The organism is Microcoleus sp. AS-A8 (assembly GCA_039962225.1).
Classification (GTDB): Bacteria; Cyanobacteriota; Cyanobacteriia; order Cyanobacteriales; family Coleofasciculaceae; genus Allocoleopsis.
Window position 1 is genome coordinate 25,654 of record JAMPKV010000038.1, and the last position, 24,101, is coordinate 49,754.

Sequence of the window (24,101 nt, forward strand, 5' to 3'; positions counted from 1 at the left end):
ATCTGAATGCATATCGCCTGGATTGGAAAAAAATCACCCTTTTGTGGCAATGTCACTTACGGTCGAGAAGTCACCAACTCGCTCCTAGACCGAGGCCACCAAGTCAGTTTCCTTCACTTCGCCCAAGAAGAACCAGAGGAAGCAGACGATCAAAATCCCTTCGGTTGCCAGGAAGTTTCGCTTCCTTGCCTGTACAAATCTCAGGTGTACACGATTCCATCGCCCAAAGCGAGCAAGCTATTGACGCGATCGCTTAAGCAGTTGCGCCCGGATATCGTCCATGCTTCCCTGACTTTGTCCCCTTTAGATTTCGTACTCCCGGAAATCTGCGAGGAACTCAATATCCCCTTAGTCGCAACGTTCCATCCGCCGTTTGATGGGAAGCGACGAAACTTAAAATCAGGAACGCAACTGTTCACCTATCAACTCTATGCGCCTTTTCTAGCCAACTATCACCGGGTCATTGTCTTCTCTCAGCTCCAGCGGAATTTTCTAGTGCGATTAGGAGTTCCGCCGGAAAAGCTTGCCGTAATTCCCAATGGGGTTGATATCCAGAAATATGCTCCTGGTTCGTCGAATTTTAAGTTACAACTCAATGCCCAACGCTTGTTTGTTTACCAGGGTCGAATTGCCACTGAAAAAAATGTGGAAGCCATGTTGAAAGCGTGGAAGCGCTCAAACTTGGGTGACTCTTGTAAGCTGGCTATTGTGGGCAATGGCCCCCTGAGTGCCTCATTGATGCCCTTTTATGGAGAAGAATACGGCATCATTTGGGTAGGATTTGTAGCGGATGAGCAGCGACGAATTGATATCCTGAGAGCCGCTGATGTGTTTATTTTGCCGTCCCTTTTAGAAGGACTATCCTTATCTTTACTGGAGGCCATGGCTTGCGGCGTCGCTTGTGTGGCAACTGATGCGGGAGCGGATGGCGAAGTGTTGGAGGATGGTGCTGGCGTCGTTCTCACAACTCATCGGGTCACATCCCAACTGTGTACTCTTTTGCCTCTATTTCGAGACCATCGGGAGTGGACAACTCTATTGGGACAAAACGCCCGAAAGAGGGTTCTAGAACGTTATACGCTCAGTGGCAATATTACCCAGCTCGAAAAGCTCTATGCTGAGGTTCTCCAAGGGCAGCCTGTACAGCTAAGTCGTCGTGCGTAGAACGGCTATAACTGAAGATATTGACGCTTCACCTTGCCATCATCCGCAAAGAAAGCCAGTCTCTACCCCTTTACAGGAATTTCGACTGACTGTCTATTGATGGGAGACCAAACGAGTAGCAACGACAAGAAACTCAGTTGGGGGTTAAGACAGAGCGGTTAGATCGTACTTGACTTTTCGCCTGTAGATTCAGCCCGTTGGGCTGTCTTGCCGTTTTTGGAATGGGTATGACCATTGCCATTGCGGGGTTGGATGACTCCATAACCGCCATGGTTACGTTCGTAGATCACGTTGATTTCACCTGTTTTGGCATTCCGGAACATATAAAAGTCGTGATCAACTAATTGCAACTGTTCCAGGGCTTCCTCCATCGTCATGGCGGGCATGGCGAAATACTTCATTCGCACCACTTCACCTGGCAGTGCTGGAGTGCGATCACCAATTAAATCATCGGCTACAGGCACTTGTTCAACAACAATGCCTGTTTTGGGTTGATCGTGAGTTTTCTTATGTTGTAGTTTTTCTTTGTATTTCCGCAGTTGGCGCTGAATCTTATCCGCGACCAAATCGATGCTGGCATATAGGTCTTCACTGCCCTCTTGAGCGCGAATGACCGTTCCGTTAGCATAAATAGTCACTTCAGCAGTCTGCTTAGAATTGATCCGGGGATTGCGAGCCACAGATAGATGTACATCTACCTCAGTTGTCATGTTTTGAAAATGATTAACCGCCTTTTCAATTTTTTGATGTACATACTCACGAATTGCATCGGTGATTTCGATGTTTTTGCCCTGGATTACAAGCTTCATACCGACTACTCCATCCTGTACTGTTTGAGTCGCAAAAAGCAGCAGGGGCTGCAACAAATGTATGAAGAGTGTTAGCGCTTGCTTTACTCTCGCGTCTAGTCAGGACATTGCCCCGGCTGAAGTCTGAAAAAGATGCGCTAAGCACTGCTGTGCTTGCTAACGCTGACGCTAACGCAATCCGAGTTCATACTTGTTTTTGGGTCTTGAGTCCCCCACCCATCGTTGGTGGAAACGCCAGTTGTTAAGAGTTGAAATCTTCTCCCAACAACTCTGAAAGCTACTGTTTCTACTTCATACTTTATCCTTCAGCCTTCAATTGCTACTCTTGGATGATACTCTCACGGTAGCACTTTGTATTCTAGTGAACATAGCCCTTTGACTTCTCTTCAGATTCCTTTGCATTCTTTGACAATTGTCCAAGAGTTAAAGGTTTAATGCCTGAAAGCTATAGTTTGTCAAGGGTTTAAAGGTGAAGATTGAAGGTCGAAGCTTGAGAAGATCACTTTATAACTTGCTCGTCTTGCTAAGCTGAAACCTGCAACCGACCAATAGTAGGATTTGACTGTGCGGCGTCGATGTTTGTTAAATAATCAAGGGTTAGTGCCTTATGCCATCGCTTGGGATTGGCAGCGATCGCTGTTTGCCCAACGGGTTAAAGACCCGACACTGGATGATGTTCTTCTGTTGTTAGAGCATCCGCCCGTTTACACTCTGGGTCAGGGTTCAAGTCTTGAGTTTCTCAAATTTGACCCCAATAAATCCAGCGCCCAGCTTTATCGAGTGGAACGTGGCGGTGAAGTAACCTACCACTGTCCGGGTCAGTTAGTCGGCTACCCAATTCTGAATCTACGGCATTACCAACAGGACTTACACTGGTATTTGCGACAGTTGGAGGAGGTCTTAATTCAGGTCTTGGGTGACTTGGGACTCAACGGCGCTCGCATTCCAGGTATGACCGGTGTTTGGCTAGAGGGACGTAAAGTTGCCGCGATCGGCATCAAAGTGTCACGCTGGATTACGATGCACGGCTTTGCTTTAAACGTGTGCCCCGAACTCATCGGCTTTGAGCGCATTGTGCCCTGTGGCATCGCTGAGAAACCCGTCGGTAGCCTTGCCCAGTTTCTCCCTGGTATTCGTGTTGAGGAGGTGCGTCAGTTAGTTGCCGCCCAGTTTGCCGCTGTGTTTGACGTTGAGTTCATCGAGGTTAATCAGACTCAGATCTTGCCGTCAGTCTTTTTAAACCCACCCGAACCCTCTCCTCATCCTCACTAAAGCTCCGGTCGCTCCGGTTAGCAAGGGGAAGGATAACAGGAATTGAAAACTCCACCTTAACAAGTCTGTGGCCCTAGATCGTTGAGCTGCAAGAAATGATCTAAATCCCCATAGGTTCCAGCATAGGTAGTTGTGGGAGAGTCATATCCCTTGAGATGAACCGTATGCTGCTTGAAGTCAAGCGACTGCTGTCCTATAGCTGAAAGGTAACCGTATGTGTCTTCTCCCAAAGCAATATCTAAGCCGAGTTGCTTGGTAGACGATTCTAGACGAAAGGCAGCATTGACTGTATCGCCAATCGCGGTATAGTCGGGGCGATCGCCACTACCGGTGTTCCCCACCATGGCATAGCCTGTATTGAGTCCCGTCCCAATTCGCAACGGGAAGGGCAAAGGGTATTGCTGACTCAGCGCCGAAGTCATTTTATGCAGAGAACTCACTGCCCACATAATATTCAGGGCTTCTTGAGAGCTAACTCCATGAGCATGGCTAACCCCTTGAGAGCTATGAAACCAAATCGCCATGACCGCATCACCAATATATTTATCCACCCAACTGCCAGATCTGCGGATAATATCTCCGGACTGACGAAACCAAGTGCCAATCACGGCTGAGAGGATTTTTTCATCCAGTTGGCGAGTCAGAACGGTAAAGTCGCGGATGTCGATGACCATCACCGAAATCAGGCGACGCACATGCAAGGTCGAAGTCAGGGTTTCTTTATCCGGCACCTGGATGACATCCGCATGACGGTCGCTGGCTGGGCAATGAAATTCCATTTCCGTCTGACCAAACATCAGGCGGTCGCCATTGCGTAACGTCACCGGAATACTGACTCGTCGTCCATTGACAAAGGAGCCATTACGGCTGCCTAAATCGATCAGATAAAAGTCACCGGTTTCCGTACACTGCAACATCGCGTGGTTTCGGGAAATCCAGCGATCGGAGAGCACAAAGTTATTATCATCACTGCGACCAACTGTCCAGCAATTGCTACCGACTAACGGCAGATAGCGATTACCGGTGTCGGTCGGGAGAAGCAAATAGGGAGTGGATCGCAGAGTCACCACAGGCACAGCAGCAAAAATGGGTTTAAAACAAATGTTATTTTAGTAGATGCATTCTTGAGCCATCCTAGTGATTCCGGAAAAATAACCTGCTAACTAGACCTGACCTGAAGAATTATGCTTACGTTAATCATTAGTAGCATTCAGGCCATAGAAGCTGCCACCCAAAACAACGTATCTACCAAAATTGTACTCAAGACGGCTCCACTAAAAGCCCACCAATGCAACTGCCTTTTGGCTAATGACCAAATCCCAACACTGAAAAGTGTAGCTACTAGAGCCACGGCTAAAGTTATGCCCCAAGGGGTTTGCACTTGCGCGATCGCACTTTGAAAAATGGGTGTCGCTAAGGCTGGGTCAACTCGCATCACCTGACGCCAGTAAGGAATTAAATCCGTCAGATAAAAATATACATCGGTCAGCACGGTACCAAAAAGGGAACCCAGGTAAAACAAATTGCCCACTTTCCCCCAACCTCGCTGCAAACTCCACAAGGCAAAAGGCAAACCAATTGCCTCTACAGGCAGGTGGATGAAGGGTTCCCATCGTAGCCACCCCCAATAAATTGATCCGGCTAGCCAACTCCAGCTAAATCCCAGCAATAAGTCCCCCCACACTTGGGTTTCCTTTCGCTGGAAAAGGGCGATCCCTAACCACACCCAACCCACTGTCATCAATAAACTGACAAGCGGCAACTGTCTTACCAGAGGTGCTTGAACGAAGACTGGCACGCTCACCAAAAAAGCCGCCGCCGCAAATACCATCCAAGCTGACGCTCGCGGACTCGCTAACGCTTCGCTAGGGCGATTACCAATTTTTAATAAGGCTTCCGGAGGGACAGGAAGTTTATCAGCCTGACTGAGGTAGTCTGAGGCAGAAGATGAGAACCAAGTATTGTTAAACAAGACGATGTTAATATTCTTTACTTATCTTTACATCTCTCAAGATATCACATGAGATTAATAATCCCCCCTGGGGGGATATTAGTTCTAATCTTAATCTAGTTTTGAGGAGCTGACCAGTTCCAGGAGAGCGCGCTCACAGAAAACTAGAAAAACTGACGTGGAATTCCGGATGCTGTTGATGACTTCGGTAAGCTACATCAGAAAGGTCAGTTGACGATTTACGGAAACTAACAAAAGGTTAGGGAATGCTAAGCTAGTGCCGCTAGTTGTCGGGTTCATCTCAGCCTAGGTGTTTTCCTAGATAGTGAAAGCAGGGCTACTAAGCTTCCTGCTAACCCCGCCATACTTGGATATTTGTCTGGTATCAATTGGTATTTGGGTGGCAATTCTGAGGGCAATTGCTACAAAGCTGTTAAAGAAGGTTTAATAACTGTCCAAGGCTAGTAATCAAGGGTTAATTTACTAAACTTAACGAATGTGAATGACTAATGAGCTGGGGGCGCGACTCAATTTAGGTAAATACAGGAAGACAGGATCGGAGCGTAACGTCAGTTTTTTGAGCAATTTAGCCATTAGTGATTGGCGAAGGCTTTAATAGTGTCTGGTAATTAATGATGTGGGAATTTTAGGAGTCGAGTGGATGGCGACAATTTTTTTAGCGGCTGATGGCGCTGGCTGGCAAGAACTAAGTGCGGGATTGGCTCTCATGCTACCGGGTGGAGCAAAATTGCTTCTAGGACAGGCAAACCCAGCAGGTGAGGGGAATTTGTTAGTGGGACTGTTTCAAGCTTTTATTCTAGGGATTGTCCAAGGGTTAACAGAATTCTTGCCCATCAGTAGTACTGCTCATCTGGAAGTTTTTACTAAAGCGCTGGACTGGAAAATGGTAGCGGGAAAGCCATTTCTCGCCACGATTCAATTTGGCAGTGTTGTGGCCGTCTTAATCTATTTTTGGAAAGATCTCACCCTGATTTTTTCGGGAGGATTAAAAGCTATCCGTGAAAAAGATTGGCAGCGAGAGGAGTGGAAAATCATTGTTGGGATAGCTGTAGGGACATTGCCAATTTTGGTGGGTGGACTTCTCCTCAAGAATGCTCTCAATGACGAACAATCGTCCATTAATAGCATGACGACCATTGCGATTGTTTCAATTGTGATGGCACTCTTGCTGGGATTAGCCGAGCAGATCGGCAAGCGCAAGCGGAATTTTGAGAACTTGCAGATTCAAGATGGCATCCTAATGGGGTTAGGTCAAATGCTAGCTTTAGTTCCTGGTGTTTCTCGTTCTGGCTCGACTATAACCACTGGGCTGTTTCTAGGGCTGGAACGGCAAACAGCCGCTCGATTTTCTTTTCTTTTGGGAATGCCAGCCCTTGGCATTGCTACGCTTTACCAATTTTTTAACGAAGCGTTGGGCAAGATTGACATAGCACTGGTGATTGTAGGGACATTATCAGCATTTGTGTTTTCTTATCTGTCCATCGCTTGGCTGTTGGGTTTCTTGCAGCGACAAAGTACCTGGGTATTTGTCTGGTATCGTTTGGCATTTGGGGCGGCAATTTTGAGTGCGATCGCGACAGGGGTGTTAAGAAATACATAAAGTCCTTAAAAACTATAATTACAGTTCAAGTCTGCCCAGAAGCTTACAATGGTCATGGGTGTAGCCTTAAGATTGCTATCAAGCAGACATGAGTGAATCTTCTATTCGTCCTGCCATAATTACCAAAGTTCTCCCTGATTCGATTGCCGCTGAGGTAGGATTTGAAGCTGGGGATGCGATCGTGGCAATCAACGGCACACATCCCCGCGACTTGATCGACTATCAGTTCTTATGTGCGGATGAAGTACTTGAATTACAAGTCCTGGATAGGGCAGGTAAGACTCATTTAGTCGAAATTGAGAAAGACTACGACGAAGATTTAGGACTGGAATTTGAGACAGCGTTGTTTGATGGCTTGATTCAGTGCAATAACCACTGTCCTTTTTGTTTTATTGACCAACAACCACCGGGTAAGCGGCAGAGTTTGTACCTCAAAGACGACGACTACCGTCTCAGCTTTCTCTATGGTTCGTACCTAACCCTAACCAATCTCACGCAAAAAGAGTGGGACAGAATCGAGCAAATGCGCGTGTCCCCCCTCTATGTGTCCGTTCATGCCACTGAGCCGGATATTCGCATCCGCTTGCTCAAAAACCAGCGTGCAGGGCAGATTTTAGAGCAGTTGAAGTGGTTTCAGGAGCGACGGTTGCAAATTCATGCTCAGGTTGTCGTTTGTCCAGGAATTAACGATGGCGTCCACTTGGAACGTACTCTGTTAGATTTGGCGCAATTCCACAAGGGAGCAGTGCCTACTGTGGCTTCTGCGGCGGTGGTACCTGTAGGGCTAACACGCTTTCGACCCACAGAAGACGATCTCAAACCGATCAGCCGCGAGAAAGCAGAGGAAGTAATACACCAAGTTCAGGCACTTCAGGAAAAATTCCGCCAGCAGTTGGGGACGACATTCGCTTGGTTAGCCGATGAATGGTTTCTGATTGCGCGACAGGAATTGCCGCCAGAATCCCATTATGAAGACTACCCTCAAATCGGTAACGGTGTCGGTTCAATTCGACAGTTTCTCAAGCAGTTTCAGGACATCGCCTCTGTGCAGCTACCCTTAAAACTGGAGACACCCCACAGCTATACCTGGGTAGTCGGTAATGCCGTTGAACAAGCCTTTGAGCCACTGGTGCAGATGTTAAATGCTGTGGAAGGATTGGACGTTACATTGGCACCACTGCACAGTGATTACTGGGGACAGGAGATTACGGTGACGGGTTTGTTAACTGGACAAGATTTGCTTGAGGGGTTGAAGGGAAAAGATTTAGGCGATGGGATTCTCTTACCGTCTTTGATGCTGAAGCAGGGGGATACCCGATTTTTAGATGATATGACGGTTGAAGAACTCACCCATCATCTGGGGATTCCGATCCGGCCTATCAATGGTATTGAAGAACTGATTGAATCAGTTATCAGTGAGCAGTGAGCAGTGAGCAGGTTGTTACGCTCACAGATGGACATTTATGACCGCACCTGGAACTGACCCTCTTCTCTTGGCCTGGGAGACTCTCACCGGAAGAGGATGACGACAAACAACGAAACACTATTCATAGATGGCTGACCCAATGACCCGAATGGGTGAAGCTCTTGAGGGGAAAAGTTTGTTTAGCTATATGTAGCCCTCTTGTCTCGATAGTACACCAACGGGCACTCCAGATTATAGATAGGGGCATTCACTGTTGCCAGAGTTTTCATTGGTTGGTTTGCCTGATCAGAACCCTGACTTCCGTGGCACGGCTATCCGCCTCGACGGACGTCAGGTCGAACGATTCAACCGAAGGCGAGCCATAGATGTTTGATGAATATCTGAAGTTGCTCAAGGCGTGACCGATCAAGCAAATGATTAGTATTTGTGAAATTGTCGAACAGGCTCTTGCAACGGGCCACCTAACAGTAGAAGCCGAAAATCAACTACGACTGCTATTACAAACAACCAAGTATGGATTGGAAGAGCTTAACGCTTTTATGACCTTGCAGGAATCCGCAAGAGTTGGCCTGGTTAGACAAGAGTCTCGTCAGTTGAGGGACTCTCTTGACCTGTGTGGTTCGAGTTCTTCGAGCCTTTAGCGATCACACCATCGGCAAGAATCCACAGTTTTACTAGATTATGTTGATTTAGCCAAGTTTGAACCTAAAATTCTCACATCCGGCTCAAAACACCTGCTATCTATCTCCCTCTGGCCTGATCTCCTTAAGACCGCCATCTAGGGTGTGAATATCGAACCGACATCTTAGGTGCCACTTGCAGAAGCGACTATAAGAGATCTGTAATCGTCCCTCTTTCCGATAAGATTAAAAAATGCTTAGAACCAGTTAATACGGTTTGAACCATTCAAGCGTCTAGGTTGAGGAACATTTTATGAGCCAAGAAATTTTCGATAGAGTTAAGAAAATTGTCATCGAACAACTGGAAGTCGAGCCAGAGACGGTGACACCTCAAGCCAACTTTGCCACCGACCTAAATGCCGACTCTTTGGATACCGTTGAACTGGTAATGGCTTTAGAAGAAGAGTTCGATATTGAAATCCCCGACGAAGCGGCCGAACAAATCGCAACCGTTCAAGCGGCAGTAGACTACATCAGCAAAAAAGTCGAAGCTCCCGCTTAAGCTAAGCAACCGTTTGTAGTAAGGAAGTTCTGCGTTCTGGGTAAGTAAGCCCTGTTTTACTGGCATCATGACAAACACTGAATTAAAACGCGTCGTTGTTACAGGTCTCGGCGCGATCACACCAATAGGCAACACTCTAACTGAGTACTGGGAAGGGTTGCTGAGTGGACGCAACGGAATTGGACCGATTACCTTGTTTGATCCATCCCGACATGATTGCCGGATTGCCGGTGAGGTGAAGGGCTTTGACCCTCATTTATATATGGAGCGTAAAGAAGCAAAGCGGATGGATCGCTTTGCTCAATTTGGCGTGTCCGCAAGCAAGCAGGCCTTAGCCGATGCACAGTTTGTAATTAATGACCTGAACGCAGAACAGGTGGGTGTCATTATTGGGACTGGAATAGGGGGTCTGAAAGTATTAGAAGACCAGCAGGAAATCTACCTCACTCGCGGCCCGGACCGGTGTAGTCCATTTATGATTCCGATGATGATTGCCAATATGGCAGCGGGTCTAACGGCCATTCATACGGGTGCAAAAGGACCAAATAACTGTACGGTTACCGCTTGTGCGGCGGGGTCTAATGCCATAGGGGATGCGTTTCGCTTGGTGCAGCGCGGCTATGCTCAGGCCATGATTTGTGGAGGCACTGAAGCTGCAGTCACGCCTCTATCGTTAGCCGGTTTTGCAGCATGTAAAGCGCTTTCCAGTCGCAACGATGACCCAGCTCAGGCTTGTCGTCCCTTTGATCGCGATCGCGACGGTTTTGTCATGGGGGAAGGGGCAGGACTTCTCATTCTGGAAGAACTCGAACACGCCCTCAGCCGTGGAGCCAAAATTTATGCCGAAATCATTGGTTACGGCATGACCTGCGATGCGTATCACATCACCTCCCCGGTTCCGGGTGGAGAAGGTGCCTCCAGAGCTATTCAACTGGCGCTGAAAGATGCAGGCATTACGCCAGATCAGGTGAGTTACATCAACGCTCACGGTACCAGTACGCCCGCCAACGACTCAACGGAAACGGCAGCAATTAAAACAGCTTTAGGTAAGTCGGCTTATCAGGTGGCTGTTAGCTCCACCAAATCAATGACTGGTCATCTTTTGGGTGGCTCTGGTGGCATTGAAGCGGTAGCAACGGTCATGGCGGTGGCTAATGACCAAATTCCACCAACCATTAATTTGGAAAACCCAGATCCAGCCTGTGACCTCGATTACGTGCCGCACACGAGCCGCACTCAACTGGTAGAAGTGGCACTTTCAAATTCTTTTGGGTTTGGCGGTCACAATGTCACGCTAGCATTCAAGAAATACAGACCAGAGTAATGGCGATTAGAGATTAGGAACCCGATCAATTTCGGCATTTGCAAATTGCCGACAAAAATCGGTATGGTATAAATACCTAGTCCCTTTCTGCCTTGCCCATCGATCCCCGTAATGGGATGATGGGGGTATAGCCTTGGGGCGACCGAGAGCCATTGAGTTTTAGCTCACACATATCTTGCCTTAAACCGTACATCCCTAAAGTCATTTAAAGAAAAATTATGGCCGTTGCAACCCAATCTCTCGAAACACTGTGCATTAATGCCATCCGCTTTCTCGCGATTGATGCTGTACAGAAAGCGAATTCTGGTCATCCAGGGCTGCCCATGGGTGCGGCTCCTATGTCATTCGTGCTTTGGGACCGCTTTATGCGGTTTAACCCGAAGAACCCTAAGTGGTTTAATCGCGATCGCTTCGTCTTGTCTGCGGGTCACGGCTGTATGTTACAGTACGCCCTACTGCATCTGACGGGCTACGATAGCGTGACGCTGGACGACATCAAACAGTTCCGGCAGTGGGGATCCAAAACCCCCGGTCACCCGGAAAACTTCGAGACACCCGGTGTAGAAGTCACCACAGGCCCATTGGGACAAGGAATTGCCAATGGGGTCGGTTTAGCAATGGCAGAAGCCCATTTGGCGGCCAAGTTCAACAAGCCCGATGCCAAGATTGTTGACCACTATACCTATGTGATTCTGGGTGATGGTTGCAACATGGAAGGGGTTTCTGGTGAAGCCTGTTCCTTGGCAGGACATTTGGGATTAGGCAAGTTAATTGCTCTGTACGACGACAACCACATTTCCATCGATGGTTCTACTGACGTCTCTTTTACCGAAGATGTAGGGAAGCGGTTTGAAGCTTACGGTTGGCACGTCCAGCATGTAGAAGACGGGAACAGTGACCTGGACGCGATTGCCAAAGCGATCGAAGCCGCCAAAGCTGTCACCGACAAGCCTTCCTTGATTAAGGTAACCACCATCATTGGATATGGCTCCCCCAACAAATCCAATACCGCCGACGTTCACGGGGCGGCTCTGGGTAAGGATGAAGTCAAGGCCACTCGCGAGAACTTGGGTTGGGAATACCCTGAGTTCGAGGTGCCAGAAGACGCCCTCAAGCACTTCCGGAAGGCGGTAGAACGCGGTGCCAACTTAGAAACCGAATGGAACCAAGCCTTAGCTGATTACAAAGCGAAGTATCCCGAAGATGCGGCTGAGTTTGAGCGATTTGCAAGCAACAAACTCCCCGAAGGTTGGGAGAAAGCGCTCCCCACCTACACACCAGAAGACAAAGCTCTCGCGACTCGCAAGACTTCGGAAATGACGCTGAATGCTCTGGCTCCTGTGCTGCCAGAACTCATCGGCGGTTCCGCTGACTTAACCCACTCCAACTACACCTTGCTTAAAGGATTTGGTGACTTCCAAAAAGGGCAGTACGCCAACCGTAACCTGCGCTTTGGGGTGCGGGAGCATGGCATGGGTTCGATTTGTAACGGGATTGCGTTGCACAGTTCTGGATTGATTCCCTACTGTGCCACATTCCTCGTATTTGCTGACTACATGCGGGCGGCGATTCGCCTTTCTGCCTTGTCGCAAGCGGGAGTCATCTACGTCATGACTCACGACTCCATTGCGTTGGGCGAAGATGGCCCGACCCACCAACCCGTTGAAACGATTGCTTCGCTGCGAGCTATCCCTAACCTGTTGGTGATTCGTCCGGCTGACGGCAACGAAACCTCTGGTGCTTACAAAGTGGCTATTCAAGCTGCTAGTGAAAACCGCCCAACTCTAATGGCATTCTCGCGGCAGAACTTACCGCAATTAGCAGGAAGCGGTATTGATCATGTGGCCAAGGGGGCTTACATCCTCTCCGATAGCCAAGGGACACCCGATATTATTCTCATCGGTACCGGTGGCGAAACCTACCTCTGTGTTGACGCGGCTGAGAAGCTACGCGCTGAAGGTAAGAATGTCCGCGTCGTCTCAATGCCTTGTTGGGAACTCTTTGACGAACAGGATGAAGCTTACCGCGAATCCGTATTGCCTAAAGCTGTCACCAAGCGCTTAGCTGTGGAAGCTGCTTCTAGCTTTGGCTGGTGCCGTTACCTGGGTAATGAAGGTGCGATGATTAGCATTGACCGCTTCGGTGTTTCTGCTCCTGGTAACGTTGCCCTGGAGAAGTTTGGCTACACCGTCGATAACGTGGTTGCCAAGGCTAAGGAACTCTTAGGGTAAGTGATACTCATGTAAGCTCTATTTTCAGAGTTAAAACGTTAACAAGGCTCCCTAGGGTAGAGAGCCTTGTTTTTTTATCGTTGTTATAGGTTGTTATAGATTGATGTGGATTTTGCCAGAAGATTTATTGATTCCAAGCCTTTGCTTGATAGTTGCTCAGGCAGGTGCTCAGGATTTGCTTGTCGTTATCGCCAACTTGATTAATCGGTAGATAGCCGTCGAGTCCTACGGAGTGAGGATACGTTAGCGAATCGTAGGTGTTTTCAAGGTTAATCTGACCCCCCACGGCTGCCATTTGTGTGGTTTGTTCGCGGGCGATAGAGTGAGAAAAGGCTGTTTGATTGTAGGGATTAACAACCGTCAAATTCATTTGTTTAGAATTTAGCGTGCCGTAAAAACAGGCATACTCAGAACTTGGCATGTACATGGCACCGACGACTTTGCCTTGTCGTGCTTCAAATACCACATATTCTTGACCAATCTGCCCTGGTTGTGAGGTCTGACCATACAGATAGGTTCCATCGGGCATCGCAGAAGTCGGGTTGGGAACTTGGGCAATAGGTGGCTTGCGAAATTCCTGCGCCTTACGGTTCCACTTAACTGACGGCTTTGCCACAGGCTGAGAATCAACCGCTTGTTCTTGGGGTTGAGACTTGGCTACCACGACTGGAGATGGAACCTCTGAAGCTTCGACGGTTGCTTCTTGCTCTTGTGACTGAGGTCTTGTCGTCGCCGTGGACGAAACGGCTGGGGAATCAACCGTGGGATTTTGCAACTTTTGCGACTTAGGTACAACCGCAGCCAGGGTCGAGGGGTCTGCTGAGGATGAGGACTCAACGGCTGGTTCTTGGGGTTGAGGCTCTACTGTCAGCGCGGAGGGAAGGGCTGAGGAGTCAACGGCTGGTTCTTGGGGTTGAGGCTCTATTGTCAGCGCGGAGGGAAGGACTGAGGAGTCAACGGCTGGTTCTTGAGGTTGAGCTTGGAGTGTCTCCAAAGTGGATGGAGCCGTTATGATGTTAACCGCTTGCGCTTTGTGCGGAGATGCTGTAGTCTTGAGCGTTGCGACACTCACCGCCAATCCAGTTGTTAGAAGTAACCCAGCTACTGGCAATTCCCAACCCTTGAGTAGCTGACGTTGCGACGAAAAAAACCCCATTACTTGGTTAATCACCGTGGTTACCTCCTTGGAAACAAACTTGGAAACACCCTGGAAGAGAATCACTCTTGATGAAGCCGCCTACCCCGTAGAAGCCAGAATTCTCCAGAACTGTTGAACTTGAGCTACAACTAGGTGGTATTGACTAGCATCTCTATAGATATTTATAAGCCTTAAAGATGCTGGTTTTTGGGCCTCCTCTGACCGGTTTATCAACCGTCACATCTGACCGTTGTTTTTGACCCCTATACCTGGCAATTAATTAGACATGAACACAAAACCAGATCCTTTCTATTACAATAGCCAATAAGTAAGGGTCATGCTTCCCTCAAATGGATGAACTTTTTTTCACCCGCTAGGCGGGTTTTAGGGGATGGCTAGGGACTGGGCACAAAGAAACAAGGGGATGAGCAGAGGAATTAAGAAGAGTAATGAGTATCTTCAACGACATTCATTAAGATTTATCAAATCTTTATAATTTTTGGCAAAAAAGAGATGGTAGCCAGAGATGGCTACCACCTTGGCTGAGGCTTAGAGATTGGTCTCATCTCTTCTAGCTGGCGATATACTCCCGGAAGTTGGCGTGGCGACGCCGTAACTGTGCTAGAGCTTGGTGTTCTAACTGACGTACCCGCTCACGGCTCAGGTTGAGTCGTTGACCGACCTTCGCCAGAGATAGCTCGTTGCCATCCTCTAAGCCAAAGCGCAGTGCTAGGACTTCTCGTTGCTGAGGGGTGAGTTCGGCTAGGAGGTCATCCAAATCTTGGCGCAGCGACTCCTGAGTGGTGTAATTCACAGGGGTTTGACCATCATCCTCTAGAAGGTCAGATAGCTCAGTGTCCTGATTATCTCCCACGCGAACGTCGAGAGAGACCGGTTGACGCGCGATACTCAAGTATTCGCGAATCTGAGCGGGTTCTAAATCTAACTCTTGACCAATCTCGGCTGGTGTGGCATTGCGGCCAAACTTCTGAGAGAGTTCCCGTTGGACTTTTTTGATTTTGTTGAGCTTTTCGGTAATGTGGATCGGCAACCGAATCGCACGAGCTTGCTGAGCTATAGCGCGGGTAATTGCCTGACGAATCCACCAGTAAGCGTAGGTAGAAAATTTGTAGCCTTTGGTGGGATCAAATTTCTCGACACCTCGCTCTAAGCCCAAGGTTCCTTCCTGGATTAAGTCCAGAAATTCCATATTACGCTTTTGGTACTTTTTCGCGATCGCCACAACCAGACGCAAGTTCGCTTCAATCATCTTGCGCTTGGCCCATGTTCCCTGGCTTACAATTTTATTTAGTGTGGCTTCATCCTGTTTAACGTGTATCGTCCACTCTTTGGTCGTCGGCTCGCGCTGCAACTTTTCAGCCAAAGCTGCCTTTGCGTCCATGAGCGACATCATTTGCTGAACCTGCTTTCCATAGACAATTTCTTGCTCATGGGTTAGCAGAGGCACGCGACCAATCTCATGCAGATAAGTCCGCACCATATCTGCTGAGAACGTGGGCTTGGTCGTTTTTGTTTTCGTGTTAGCAGTAGGCATATCTCTGGAAATAACTCCCTAAACAATCAGTAAATTGATCGCGGGTTCTCACCTCAAAAGCTTGTGCGATCTCTCACCCTGAGGATAGTTACGCGAATGGGTAGACTACATCTGATAAAAGATGTATGTGACCACCTGTGTTTTCTAGCGAGAGCAGGAGATCTAACCGTGAATATGAGTTGAAGCTGGCTACTGAGGACAGTCTCTCTTTTTCAGTTCTGCGGCGTTCCCCAGCATCTTGCTGCTCATGGCTGGGATATCAAAGCGGAAACTCGGAGTCATTATGAGTTTGCTTTAACCCTATAGTATTACAAGTTTAGACGGTGGTAAAGGGGAAAAGGTTCAACATTTCTTTACTAAAATCGGGGTGCCAAACATCTATCCATACTCCTAATGACTTCACTGGGATGAGCCAGTCTTCCTCACATCCTTCTTCATTCCATAATCTCCCAGAAAGCTGTGAACCGATAGACACTCCCAATAGAGATAACCGAACTGCACCAGGTCGTAATGTCCATAAACTTCTAGCATAACTGAACTGCGCCCTGTTTGGCCAAGCGCGGGAAATAATGTTGCCCTGACGTGAAGGGCTACCGTTCTCCGGGTTGGCTGTGTTTGGCAGGACTTACCTTTAAGATTCCCTATAAGCCAGAAAAAAATAACATTTTAGACGAAAACAAACATAATTCATCTAGGAAGCTTACTCCACCAGATTGTCAACCGTTTCGTCTGTCAACCTAGGGGCTAGCCATCGCTTAATCTAGCAATACTACACCAAATCCACCGGATGGGCTTCACCCACCGAAAATTTAGCCACCACTCAGAGGTTGAAAGTCGAGTGCGGGATTGGCTGAACAATTCCACCCACTGCGGCTGTATAAGGTTCCCCTAATCGCTCCCTTAAGCCGGATTAGATATTTGTAGAGGCAAAATCAATTAGAGCTTATGATAGTCTACCCGCCTAGGCCATGGACTCAAACTAGCCGTCATACTTAGAGTATTTCAGCGTATTTCGCTATATTCTTCTTAAAAGACTTTAGAAAATTCACAGAGTATAGCCTGATAGGGAAGGAATAAAACCCCAACCCTTTTAAGTAACTGATTCATGTTGCTAGATTCAATAAAATGTTGATCAACTATTAAACTAATTTTCCAGGCATAAAGGTACTTAATGGAAGTTTGTGAAGTCATAGATTGACATAAAAAAATAAGTTAAGCCTATTTATCCAAGGGTGAACTAAATGAATGACATTGACGCGAATAGATAATTGCTAGCTACTTTTGCATGAGCCTAAGGGCCTTACTGTGATAGTCATCTAACTGCAAAAGTGGCTGGTAAAATTCCTACACTAGTCAGAAAATTAGAGTTCCACGAACGTGCTATATGGGTGATTTAAACTTTATATCGCCCATCCAGCAAGAGTTTATCATGACTTATATTAAGCTAAGTGATATTAATCCAATATTTTTGTGAAGGTAAGATTACTTGATATAGAGCCAAAGGATAGAGAAGTATATTTTTTCTATAAGCTTCCACACAAAAATAAACTTTTAGTTAAAAAAATACTCTGACAATACGTCTAATAAACGGTAACTTAGGAGAAAAGCTAAATCCAGTAGCTGAAAATTGTGATTAGTTCAAATTAATTCATATTCGTTGGAATATATAGGCTATGAATATTAGAAAACTTCTTCGGCTTTACGATCAGGGCGATAGAGATTTTGAAGGGATTGACCTCTGCGGGGCAGACTTGAGGGGAGTCATTTTAATGGGAGTTAATCTTAAAGGGGCTAACCTGAGAGGTGCTGATTTGACTAGAGCCTTTTTAATTAAGTCAGACCTCAGTGGTGCTCAGATGAACTGGGCCAATTTAAGTTTTGCCAAAATCAGTGAAGCCAAACTAATAGAAACAGAGCTAACCAGAGCAAACCTCAGCGGAGCTTTTATGGTAAAGTCGCTCCTACCAGGAGCCAAACTGAGTGGCGCAGATCTGGTGGGTGCCAATCTTAGAGGTGCCAACTTATGGGGAGCAAACCTCTGCGGAGCACAGTTAGAAAGAGCCAATCTGCGAGATACCAATCTTATGGGTGTCAACTTCAAATGGGCTAATTTATCCGAGGCAAGACTGATTGGCTCAAGGTTATATGGCTCTTCTTTGAATTTTGCCAACATGAGCAGAGCTTGGTTAAAAGGATTAGATTTGGGTGGCTTTAATTTAGAGGGCGTTAACTTCAAAAGAGCGAAATTAGCGGGTGCGACGCTAGAAGGCGCTAACTTGACAGGGGCTAATTTAACTGACGCACAACTGAATCGGGTGAATCTACAGGGGGCAGACTTAACCGGAGCCAACCTAGAGAGAGCCTCTCTCGAAGATGCTAATCTAACCTGGGCAATTTTGAAAAGAGCTGAGTTGAGTGGGGCAAATATGAGCGGAACAAAGCTGTATGGGGTTGATTTCAGTGATGTCCGCTATAGTGTCGCTATGGAATCGGAATTGAGCAATCGCGCTTTGTACTCTGCTGCTGTTTGAAAATTCCTGAGTCGCACTGGTTCAAGGCTACTGAGTGCGATCGCTTCTTGAGGCGCTACCCTTTGGGTAATCGCCTCCTAGTGTCGTTGTGGTGAAGGCGTGAGGGGCGATCGCTTTGTAGTGAGGCAATATCACATTTTTTGAGACAACATCCAACATCACATTTTTGAAGAGGGCAAAATAAAAACAGACCTCCTGATTGCCTTCCAGCATGAGCTATTGCCTCAATCCCAACTGCCTGAGTCCCCAAAATCCGGATGATGCCAAATATTGTCAACGGTGTCAGACTCGACTACTGCTTAATGAGCGCTACCGTCCCTTAGATCCAATTGGTCGAGGTGGCTTTGGCAGAACCTTCAAGGCTAGAGATGAATACAAGCCTTCAAAACCCAACTGTGTAATTAAACAATTTCACGGGAAAGGCTTTGGAGATGCGGCGAAAGCAGAAGAGTTATTTCATCGAGAAGCGGAATTACAGGAGATGTTGGGCAAGCATCCCCAGATTCCTGAATTATTGGCACTTTGTCCGCAGGATAACTATCTGTATTTGGTACAAGAATTTATTGATGGACGCAACCTGAATCAGGAACTCAAAGAGGAGGGCACTTTCAGTGAAGAGAAGGTTTGGCAATTACTTGAGGATTTGCTGCCTGTGTTGCAGTTTGTCCACGGCAATCAGGTGATTCACCGAGACATTAAACCTGAAAATATCATTCGCCACAGTGTGGATAAAAAACTTTTCTTAGTAGATTTTGGCATTGCTAAACTTGCTACTGAAGCCATCTTAGCCAAAACTGCGACAGCAATTGGTAGTGAGGGGTATACTGCCCCGGAGCAACACGACGGCAAACCCCGATTTGCCAGCGATCTCTACAGTTTAGGGGCAACCTGCTATCACCTGCTAACTTATGCTGACCCCTCTAGGCTATTGTATAGCTGGGTCGATTGGCAGAAGGAGCTCAAGGAGAAGCTAGAGAATAGAGATATCAGTAATGAACTGATTGATGTACTAACCAAGCTACTGCAACCAGATCTCAGCCAGCGCTACCAATCAGCAGAGGAAGTCCTCCGAGACTTAAACCTTCCGACTCAAGCAACTGCTGAGTCATCGATAGTTTTTCCTGTATCCACATCAAAGCCGCGCACTCAGTCTTGGAAATGTATAAATACCCTCACTGGACACAGATGGTATGTTATATCTGTTGCCATTAGCCCTGATGGACAAATACTTGCCAGTGGCGCTACTGACCACAACATCAAAATTTGGAATCTGCACACTAGAGAGTTACTCCATACCCTTAAGCACTCAGGCGATGTGAATTCCCTTGCCTTCACCCCTAGTGGTGAGATTCTGGTTAGTACCAGTTGGGATAAGACAATCAAGACTTGGAATCACCGCACAGGCCAGCTACGCAATACTCTCTCTGTGCATTCAAGCTCAGTTAATTCCATCGCTATAAGTTCTGATGGTCAGACTGTGGCTAGTGGTAGTGGTGATAAGACAATCAAACTGTGGCGTCGCCCTGGAGAACTACTTTACAATCTTACTGAGCATTCAGGGTCAGTTTTCTCGCTCACCATCAGCCCTGATAGTCAGACTTTGGCTAGTGGTAGCAAAGACAAGACAATCAAACTGTGGAATCTCGACACTGGAAAATTGCTCCGCACACTGAGTGAGCATTCAGAGTCAGTTTTCTCTCTCGCCATCAGCCCTGATGGCCAGACTCTTGCCAGTGGCAGTAAAGATAAAACAATCAAACTATGGAATCTGTCTACAGGAGAACTGCTCAATACTCTCTGTGAGCATTCAGATTCGGTTCGTTCCGTTACCTTCAGTCCTGATGGCCAGACTCTTGCCAGTGGTAGTGATGACAGCACCATTAAGATTTGGCATCTTAGCACCGGAGAATTACTCACTACTCTCACTGAACATTCACAATGCGTTAACTCGGTTACTTTCAGTCCTGATGGTCAGACTCTTGCCAGTGGTAGTGATGACAGCACCATTAAGATTTGGCAGTGTGATTAATTTATTTGGGGGCTAACCTCAAGGAGTTACTTATGAAATGACAAGAAGTTTGCGAGAATAAATACTTACAAAATTTATCCTTTTCCAAAATGTGCGATCGCTACCTCAGATAATGTTAAAGTCGCTGACGTAGTTTGGGCTTCAGATGAACGCCTCAACATCATCGAAGATGAAGATGTCGCTTCAATTGCTCCTGAGATTTGTGTTGAAATCAAATCTGCCAGCAATACCTTAGAGGAAATGCAGACAAAGAAAGATTTATATTTTGAAGCAAAAGCAGAAGAAGTTTGGGTGTGTGATAAAAATGGAAACGTGACCTTTTTTAACAAACAAGGAAAATTAGATAAATCTTTGCTAGTGCCTGACTTCCCCACGCAAATTAGACGGAGACATCAGTCAGTTAACTAAAACAGCATTAAAACCCCAAATCTGCTTTAGCCACTTCCGCCGCCGCGAATAATTCTTCATCCGGCATTTCGTCCCAGGATGTATCCCCAACCTCGGCGTAAAACGTTTGGTCATAGGGACGAGTCCGCACCACCACCGGCATCGGCACCGCGTGACCTAAAATCAACGCTTGTTGCTTAGAATCCAGCTTCGCCAACACCGATCGCAAACTTTGCCCCCCAGATACCCCGGTAAAAATCGCCTCAATATCTTTGTCATCATTCAGCAAGGCGGTAATCCGAGTCCCAATCTGGGACATCACTTCGTTATCAATCCCAGACGGACGCTGATCGACTACCAGTAATGTCACAAAGTACTTCCGCATCTCACGGGCAATAATCCCAAAGATGGTTTGGCGAACCGTAGCGGGATCGAGGAAACGGTGCGCTTCTTCGATGGTGATGACGAGGGGACGGGGGCGATCGCTAGGATTTTTCGTCTGCAAAAACGTCTCTGCCTTCTTCACATAACTGGCGTGAATGCGACGGCTAATCACATTGGTTGCCAACATATAGGACAACATATTGGACTGAGAACCAAACTCAATCACCACATGCTTACCCGCCTCCAACGATTGCAAAATCTGACCCACATAATTATGAGGGCAAGCGCTACGCATATACTTCAACTCATCCAGACGCAGCAGTTTGCGCTGCAATGCCATGATGGAAGACTTGTTCCCTCGCTTCTCATCACAGAACATCTGGATGTCTTCATTCGTCATATTCAGTAATTGCGTAATCCAGGATTTGCCAAACTCGTTGCGGAGGATAATGGCATTCTCCAGACTCGCCTCGGAAAGGTTTAACTCGCCGCGCACCAGCATGATATCTTCAACTTCAATCTGGTCATAGCTGAGATACAGTTCCTGAGTGCCACGCACCCCTCGACGTTTGGTTGATTCGGGATCGAGGGTGTAAATTTGGACTTGTCCGGGAAATAGCTGCCGCAATCCTTTAACGGTACTGAATTGCTTACCCTCGGAAACCGCTTCCCAACCATATTCCGAGTGCATATCAAAAATCAGGTTCACCGCGGCTTGCTTGCGGATAATCCCCGATAGCAGTAATCGGGTGAGGAAGGATTTACCCGTACCGGATTTGCCAAAAACGCCGTTACTGCGTTCCACGAAGCGATCTAAATCAATGCATATTGGTACCTCCATGTCAAGAGGATTGCCGATCGCAAAGTTGCGCCGAGTGGGGTCATCTTCCCAACCGAAGACGGCACGGAAATCGCGCTCGCTGGCATCATACACTTGAGAGAAGTGGCTGGGGATTGTCTTAACGGGTAACAATTCCATCCCCTCGCTACTGTTGGCTTGAAAAGAACCTAAAGAACTGTCTCCATTCAGGGCAACTCCTCTGGGCTGATGGCTCAGGTCTTGGGGCGTAAACATCAGCATCGGTGTGAGGTTAACTGTACCAAAGGTGCCACTACCGGCTAGGACTTCTCGTAAAAAGTCGTCGTCGGGACTGGGGGGGTTAGCCAGAATTCGTTGACTGGATGTACCCAGCGTGACATCGGTGAGCATACAGAAAAAGCGCGATCGCATCCCCTGTACCACTAAAAATTTCCCCACTCGCATATCTTCCACCCAGATATCGGGGTGCAATCGCACTTCTAGTCCTGCGGAGAGAGAGCCTTGAATGACTGAGCCTAATGGCTTATCTAAATCCATATCATTTTGTTTGAGAATATAACTTTCTGGCTGGGATTGTGTCGGCTGCTGTTCTTTACGTTCTGTTGCCCTATTAAACTCAGCGAGACTGTCACCAGTCTCGCTGGTCTTCAAAACCGTGCATGAAAGTTTCCCTTCACACGGCTCCTCAATGATTTGGTGTTTGTCATACACACCTCATTACCCATTTCCCTTCAACCATTTCTAGCTTTCTGGGGGGCTTAGGCTCGGCACTGTTGCAGCCGGATTTGTTGCCTGGGACATCTACAAGGTCGTTTAGATTTGGATTGGTGTTATTTGAGTATGCTCTAGCAATCTCTTTGGCACGTTTAAACCTTTCGGTTATTTCCATTTCTTCAGCTTTAGCTTTCGCTATATCTGTAGCTGTCTTTATATCGTGGCAATGTCTGTGAAGGAGTTGCCAGTTATCGTATTTATCCTTTCCACCTTTCGATTTCGGGATTTTATGGTCAATCTCCATCACATCTTCCTCGCGGAATTGTAAGTTGCACCAGGCGCATTTCCCTGTCTGTTTTTTCAAGAGCATTGCTACCCTCGTTGGCATTTCAGGGTTTTCGCCTTTTCTTTTGCTCCAATAAACTAGGTTTCCGTCGTATGGAGACGCTTCGCCTTTAACTTTCACATGCCGGACTATAGGAGTTTTGGCATGGTCAAGTAACCGGAGGGGGTTATTTCCTTCCCTGGTCGCGAAGACCCAGTTATCCCCGCCGATGGTTATCCAATAGCGCTTAACCACATCCCCCATATTCTTTTGGGGGTGGGGACGTTTTGCCCAAGCTCGAAGCTTAAGATACATGAGGTTATCTAATTCTGCGTAAGTTACCTTGCTTACCACACTTGAGTAGTAATTAGCCCAACCCCTAATAATTGGATTGAGATGTTTAATGAGCGCCGATTGGGGCGCTGCCTTGTGGCGGCTAATTACATCCGCAATTTTGTCGTAATGTACCTTGACCTTTTCTTGGCTTGGGGTGATGATGGTTTTAAAGCCAAGTGGTTGTTTCTGTGTATTTCTACCTGAGTGGTATTTACCCACAGAAAATTGGCGTATATTGAATCCGAGGAAGTTAAATCCCGGCTTCTCGTTTTTTACCGTATTAAGGGTGTGAGCCAATCTGGTCTTACTAGGCTTCAATTCCAGACTCATGTCATTTAACCAATCAGAAATGATTTCCTGACATCTTTGGACTACGGTTATGTCTCCGTGGAGAATCATGAAATCGTCGGCATATCGGATTAGATTAGGGCTAAAGAAGTTTTCCCCTTTCTTGTGAAACCATGTTTCCCTTGATTTTGGAACCATATAGGGAAATTCTAGTTTTATCCGTTCTTCCATTCCGTGGAGGGCTATGTTTGCAAGTAATGGCGATATCACGCCACCTTGTGGTGTACCCTCAGATGTGGGAAACAGCTCTTTGTCATCCATCACCCCCGCTTTTAACCAAGACCTGACTTGCCGTCTTAGGGTGGGGAATGTATTCAATTTTGTGAGCAGTTTCTCCTGGTCGATGCGGTCGAAGCATTTGGCAATATCTGCGTCAAGCACGTATTTTGGTGTAACGTTAATTGCCTTGAAAATTGCTTGCATTGCATCATGACATGAGCGATTAAACTCAGCGAGACTGTCACCAGTCCCGCTGGTCTTCAAAACCGTGCGTGAAAGTTTCCCTTCACACGGCTCCTCAATGATTTGGTGCTTGTCATGCATACCTCATTACC

18 protein-coding genes are annotated in these 24,101 nt (G+C 47.2%); 10 read left to right on the plus strand and 8 right to left on the minus strand.

Annotated features, from left to right (window positions below; genetic code table 11):
* Nucleotides 1-6: 6 nt before the first annotated feature.
* Nucleotides 7-1,164 carry a glycosyltransferase family 4 protein gene (locus tag NDI48_30175; protein MEP0835434.1) on the plus strand — a complete coding sequence of 386 codons (1,158 nt, stop codon included), beginning with the start codon at nucleotides 7-9 and terminating at the stop codon, nucleotides 1,162-1,164.
* Between the two features lie 158 nt (nucleotides 1,165-1,322).
* On the opposite strand, the gene raiA is transcribed toward NDI48_30175, so the two are convergent.
* Nucleotides 1,323-1,973: a ribosome-associated translation inhibitor RaiA gene (gene raiA / locus NDI48_30180; GenBank protein MEP0835435.1), complete on the minus strand. Its 651-nt coding sequence runs from the start codon at nucleotides 1,971-1,973 to the stop codon at nucleotides 1,323-1,325.
* 558 nt (nucleotides 1,974-2,531) lie between these two features.
* On the opposite strand from raiA, the gene lipB reads away from it, so the two are divergent.
* Nucleotides 2,532-3,245, plus strand: coding sequence for a lipoyl(octanoyl) transferase LipB (lipB, locus tag NDI48_30185; GenBank protein MEP0835436.1), 714 nt, complete (start codon nucleotides 2,532-2,534; stop codon nucleotides 3,243-3,245).
* 56 nt (nucleotides 3,246-3,301) lie between these two features.
* Here lipB and NDI48_30190 read toward each other — a convergent pair whose 3' ends face one another.
* Together NDI48_30190 and NDI48_30195 are read right to left on the minus strand one after the other, a co-directional pair.
* On the minus strand, nucleotides 3,302-4,315 hold the full coding sequence (locus NDI48_30190; protein MEP0835437.1) for an adenylate/guanylate cyclase domain-containing protein: 1,014 nt from the start codon (nucleotides 4,313-4,315) through the stop codon (nucleotides 3,302-3,304).
* Between the two features lie 140 nt (nucleotides 4,316-4,455).
* Complete coding sequence (locus tag NDI48_30195) at nucleotides 4,456-5,076, minus strand: DUF3120 domain-containing protein (GenBank protein ID MEP0835438.1); 621 nt, start codon at nucleotides 5,074-5,076, stop codon at nucleotides 4,456-4,458.
* Between the two features lie 781 nt (nucleotides 5,077-5,857).
* On the opposite strand from NDI48_30195, the gene NDI48_30200 reads away from it, so the two are divergent.
* The 6 genes from NDI48_30200 to tkt all read left to right on the plus strand — a co-directional run bounded on the left by NDI48_30200 (nucleotide 5,858) and on the right by tkt (nucleotide 12,980).
* The gene (locus NDI48_30200; protein MEP0835439.1) at nucleotides 5,858-6,817 is read left to right on the plus strand and encodes an undecaprenyl-diphosphate phosphatase; all 960 of its coding nucleotides are present in this window, start codon (nucleotides 5,858-5,860) and stop codon (nucleotides 6,815-6,817) included.
* 88 nt (nucleotides 6,818-6,905) lie between these two features.
* Nucleotides 6,906-8,243, plus strand: coding sequence for a TIGR03279 family radical SAM protein (locus NDI48_30205; GenBank protein MEP0835440.1), 1,338 nt, complete (start codon nucleotides 6,906-6,908; stop codon nucleotides 8,241-8,243).
* Nucleotides 8,244-8,656: 413 nt separating this feature from the next.
* Nucleotides 8,657-8,884 (plus strand): hypothetical protein, encoded by a 228-nt coding sequence (locus NDI48_30210; GenBank protein MEP0835441.1) that lies wholly within the window; start codon nucleotides 8,657-8,659, stop codon nucleotides 8,882-8,884.
* Between the two features lie 292 nt (nucleotides 8,885-9,176).
* Nucleotides 9,177-9,425: an acyl carrier protein gene (gene acpP / locus NDI48_30215; protein MEP0835442.1), complete on the plus strand. Its 249-nt coding sequence runs from the start codon at nucleotides 9,177-9,179 to the stop codon at nucleotides 9,423-9,425.
* Nucleotides 9,426-9,492: 67 nt separating this feature from the next.
* Entirely contained in the window at nucleotides 9,493-10,749 is a 1,257-nt protein-coding gene (gene fabF / locus NDI48_30220) for a beta-ketoacyl-ACP synthase II (protein ID MEP0835443.1), read from the plus strand.
* A gap of 218 nt (nucleotides 10,750-10,967) precedes the next feature.
* Entirely contained in the window at nucleotides 10,968-12,980 is a 2,013-nt protein-coding gene (gene tkt, locus NDI48_30225; GenBank protein ID MEP0835444.1) for a transketolase, read from the plus strand.
* 124 nt (nucleotides 12,981-13,104) lie between these two features.
* Here tkt and NDI48_30230 read toward each other — a convergent pair whose 3' ends face one another.
* Both NDI48_30230 and NDI48_30235 read right to left on the minus strand, forming a co-directional pair.
* On the minus strand, nucleotides 13,105-14,151 hold the full coding sequence (locus NDI48_30230) for a hypothetical protein (GenBank protein ID MEP0835445.1): 1,047 nt from the start codon (nucleotides 14,149-14,151) through the stop codon (nucleotides 13,105-13,107).
* A gap of 538 nt (nucleotides 14,152-14,689) precedes the next feature.
* Entirely contained in the window at nucleotides 14,690-15,673 is a 984-nt protein-coding gene (locus tag NDI48_30235; GenBank protein ID MEP0835446.1) for an RNA polymerase sigma factor, RpoD/SigA family, read from the minus strand.
* 1,673 nt (nucleotides 15,674-17,346) lie between these two features.
* Between NDI48_30235 and NDI48_30240 the strand changes: the two genes are divergently transcribed.
* Nucleotides 17,347-18,204 carry a pentapeptide repeat-containing protein gene (locus NDI48_30240; protein ID MEP0835447.1) on the plus strand — a complete coding sequence of 286 codons (858 nt, stop codon included), beginning with the start codon at nucleotides 17,347-17,349 and terminating at the stop codon, nucleotides 18,202-18,204.
* Between the two features lie 27 nt (nucleotides 18,205-18,231).
* Here NDI48_30240 and NDI48_30245 read toward each other — a convergent pair whose 3' ends face one another.
* A complete protein-coding gene (locus NDI48_30245; GenBank protein ID MEP0835448.1) occupies nucleotides 18,232-18,417 on the minus strand; it encodes a hypothetical protein in 186 nt (61 codons plus the stop codon).
* Between NDI48_30245 and NDI48_30250 the strand changes: the two genes are divergently transcribed.
* Entirely contained in the window at nucleotides 18,416-20,233 is a 1,818-nt protein-coding gene (locus tag NDI48_30250) for a serine/threonine protein kinase (GenBank protein ID MEP0835449.1), read from the plus strand. The genes NDI48_30245 and NDI48_30250 overlap by 2 nt on opposite strands.
* Nucleotides 20,234-20,648: 415 nt before the next feature.
* Here NDI48_30250 and NDI48_30255 read toward each other — a convergent pair whose 3' ends face one another.
* Nucleotides 20,649-22,361 (minus strand): DUF87 domain-containing protein, encoded by a 1,713-nt coding sequence (locus NDI48_30255; protein ID MEP0835450.1) that lies wholly within the window; start codon nucleotides 22,359-22,361, stop codon nucleotides 20,649-20,651.
* Nucleotides 22,362-22,527: 166 nt separating this feature from the next.
* Nucleotides 22,528-24,090, minus strand: coding sequence for a reverse transcriptase domain-containing protein (locus NDI48_30260; GenBank protein MEP0835451.1), 1,563 nt, complete (start codon nucleotides 24,088-24,090; stop codon nucleotides 22,528-22,530).
* Nucleotides 24,091-24,101 lie beyond the last annotated feature (11 nt).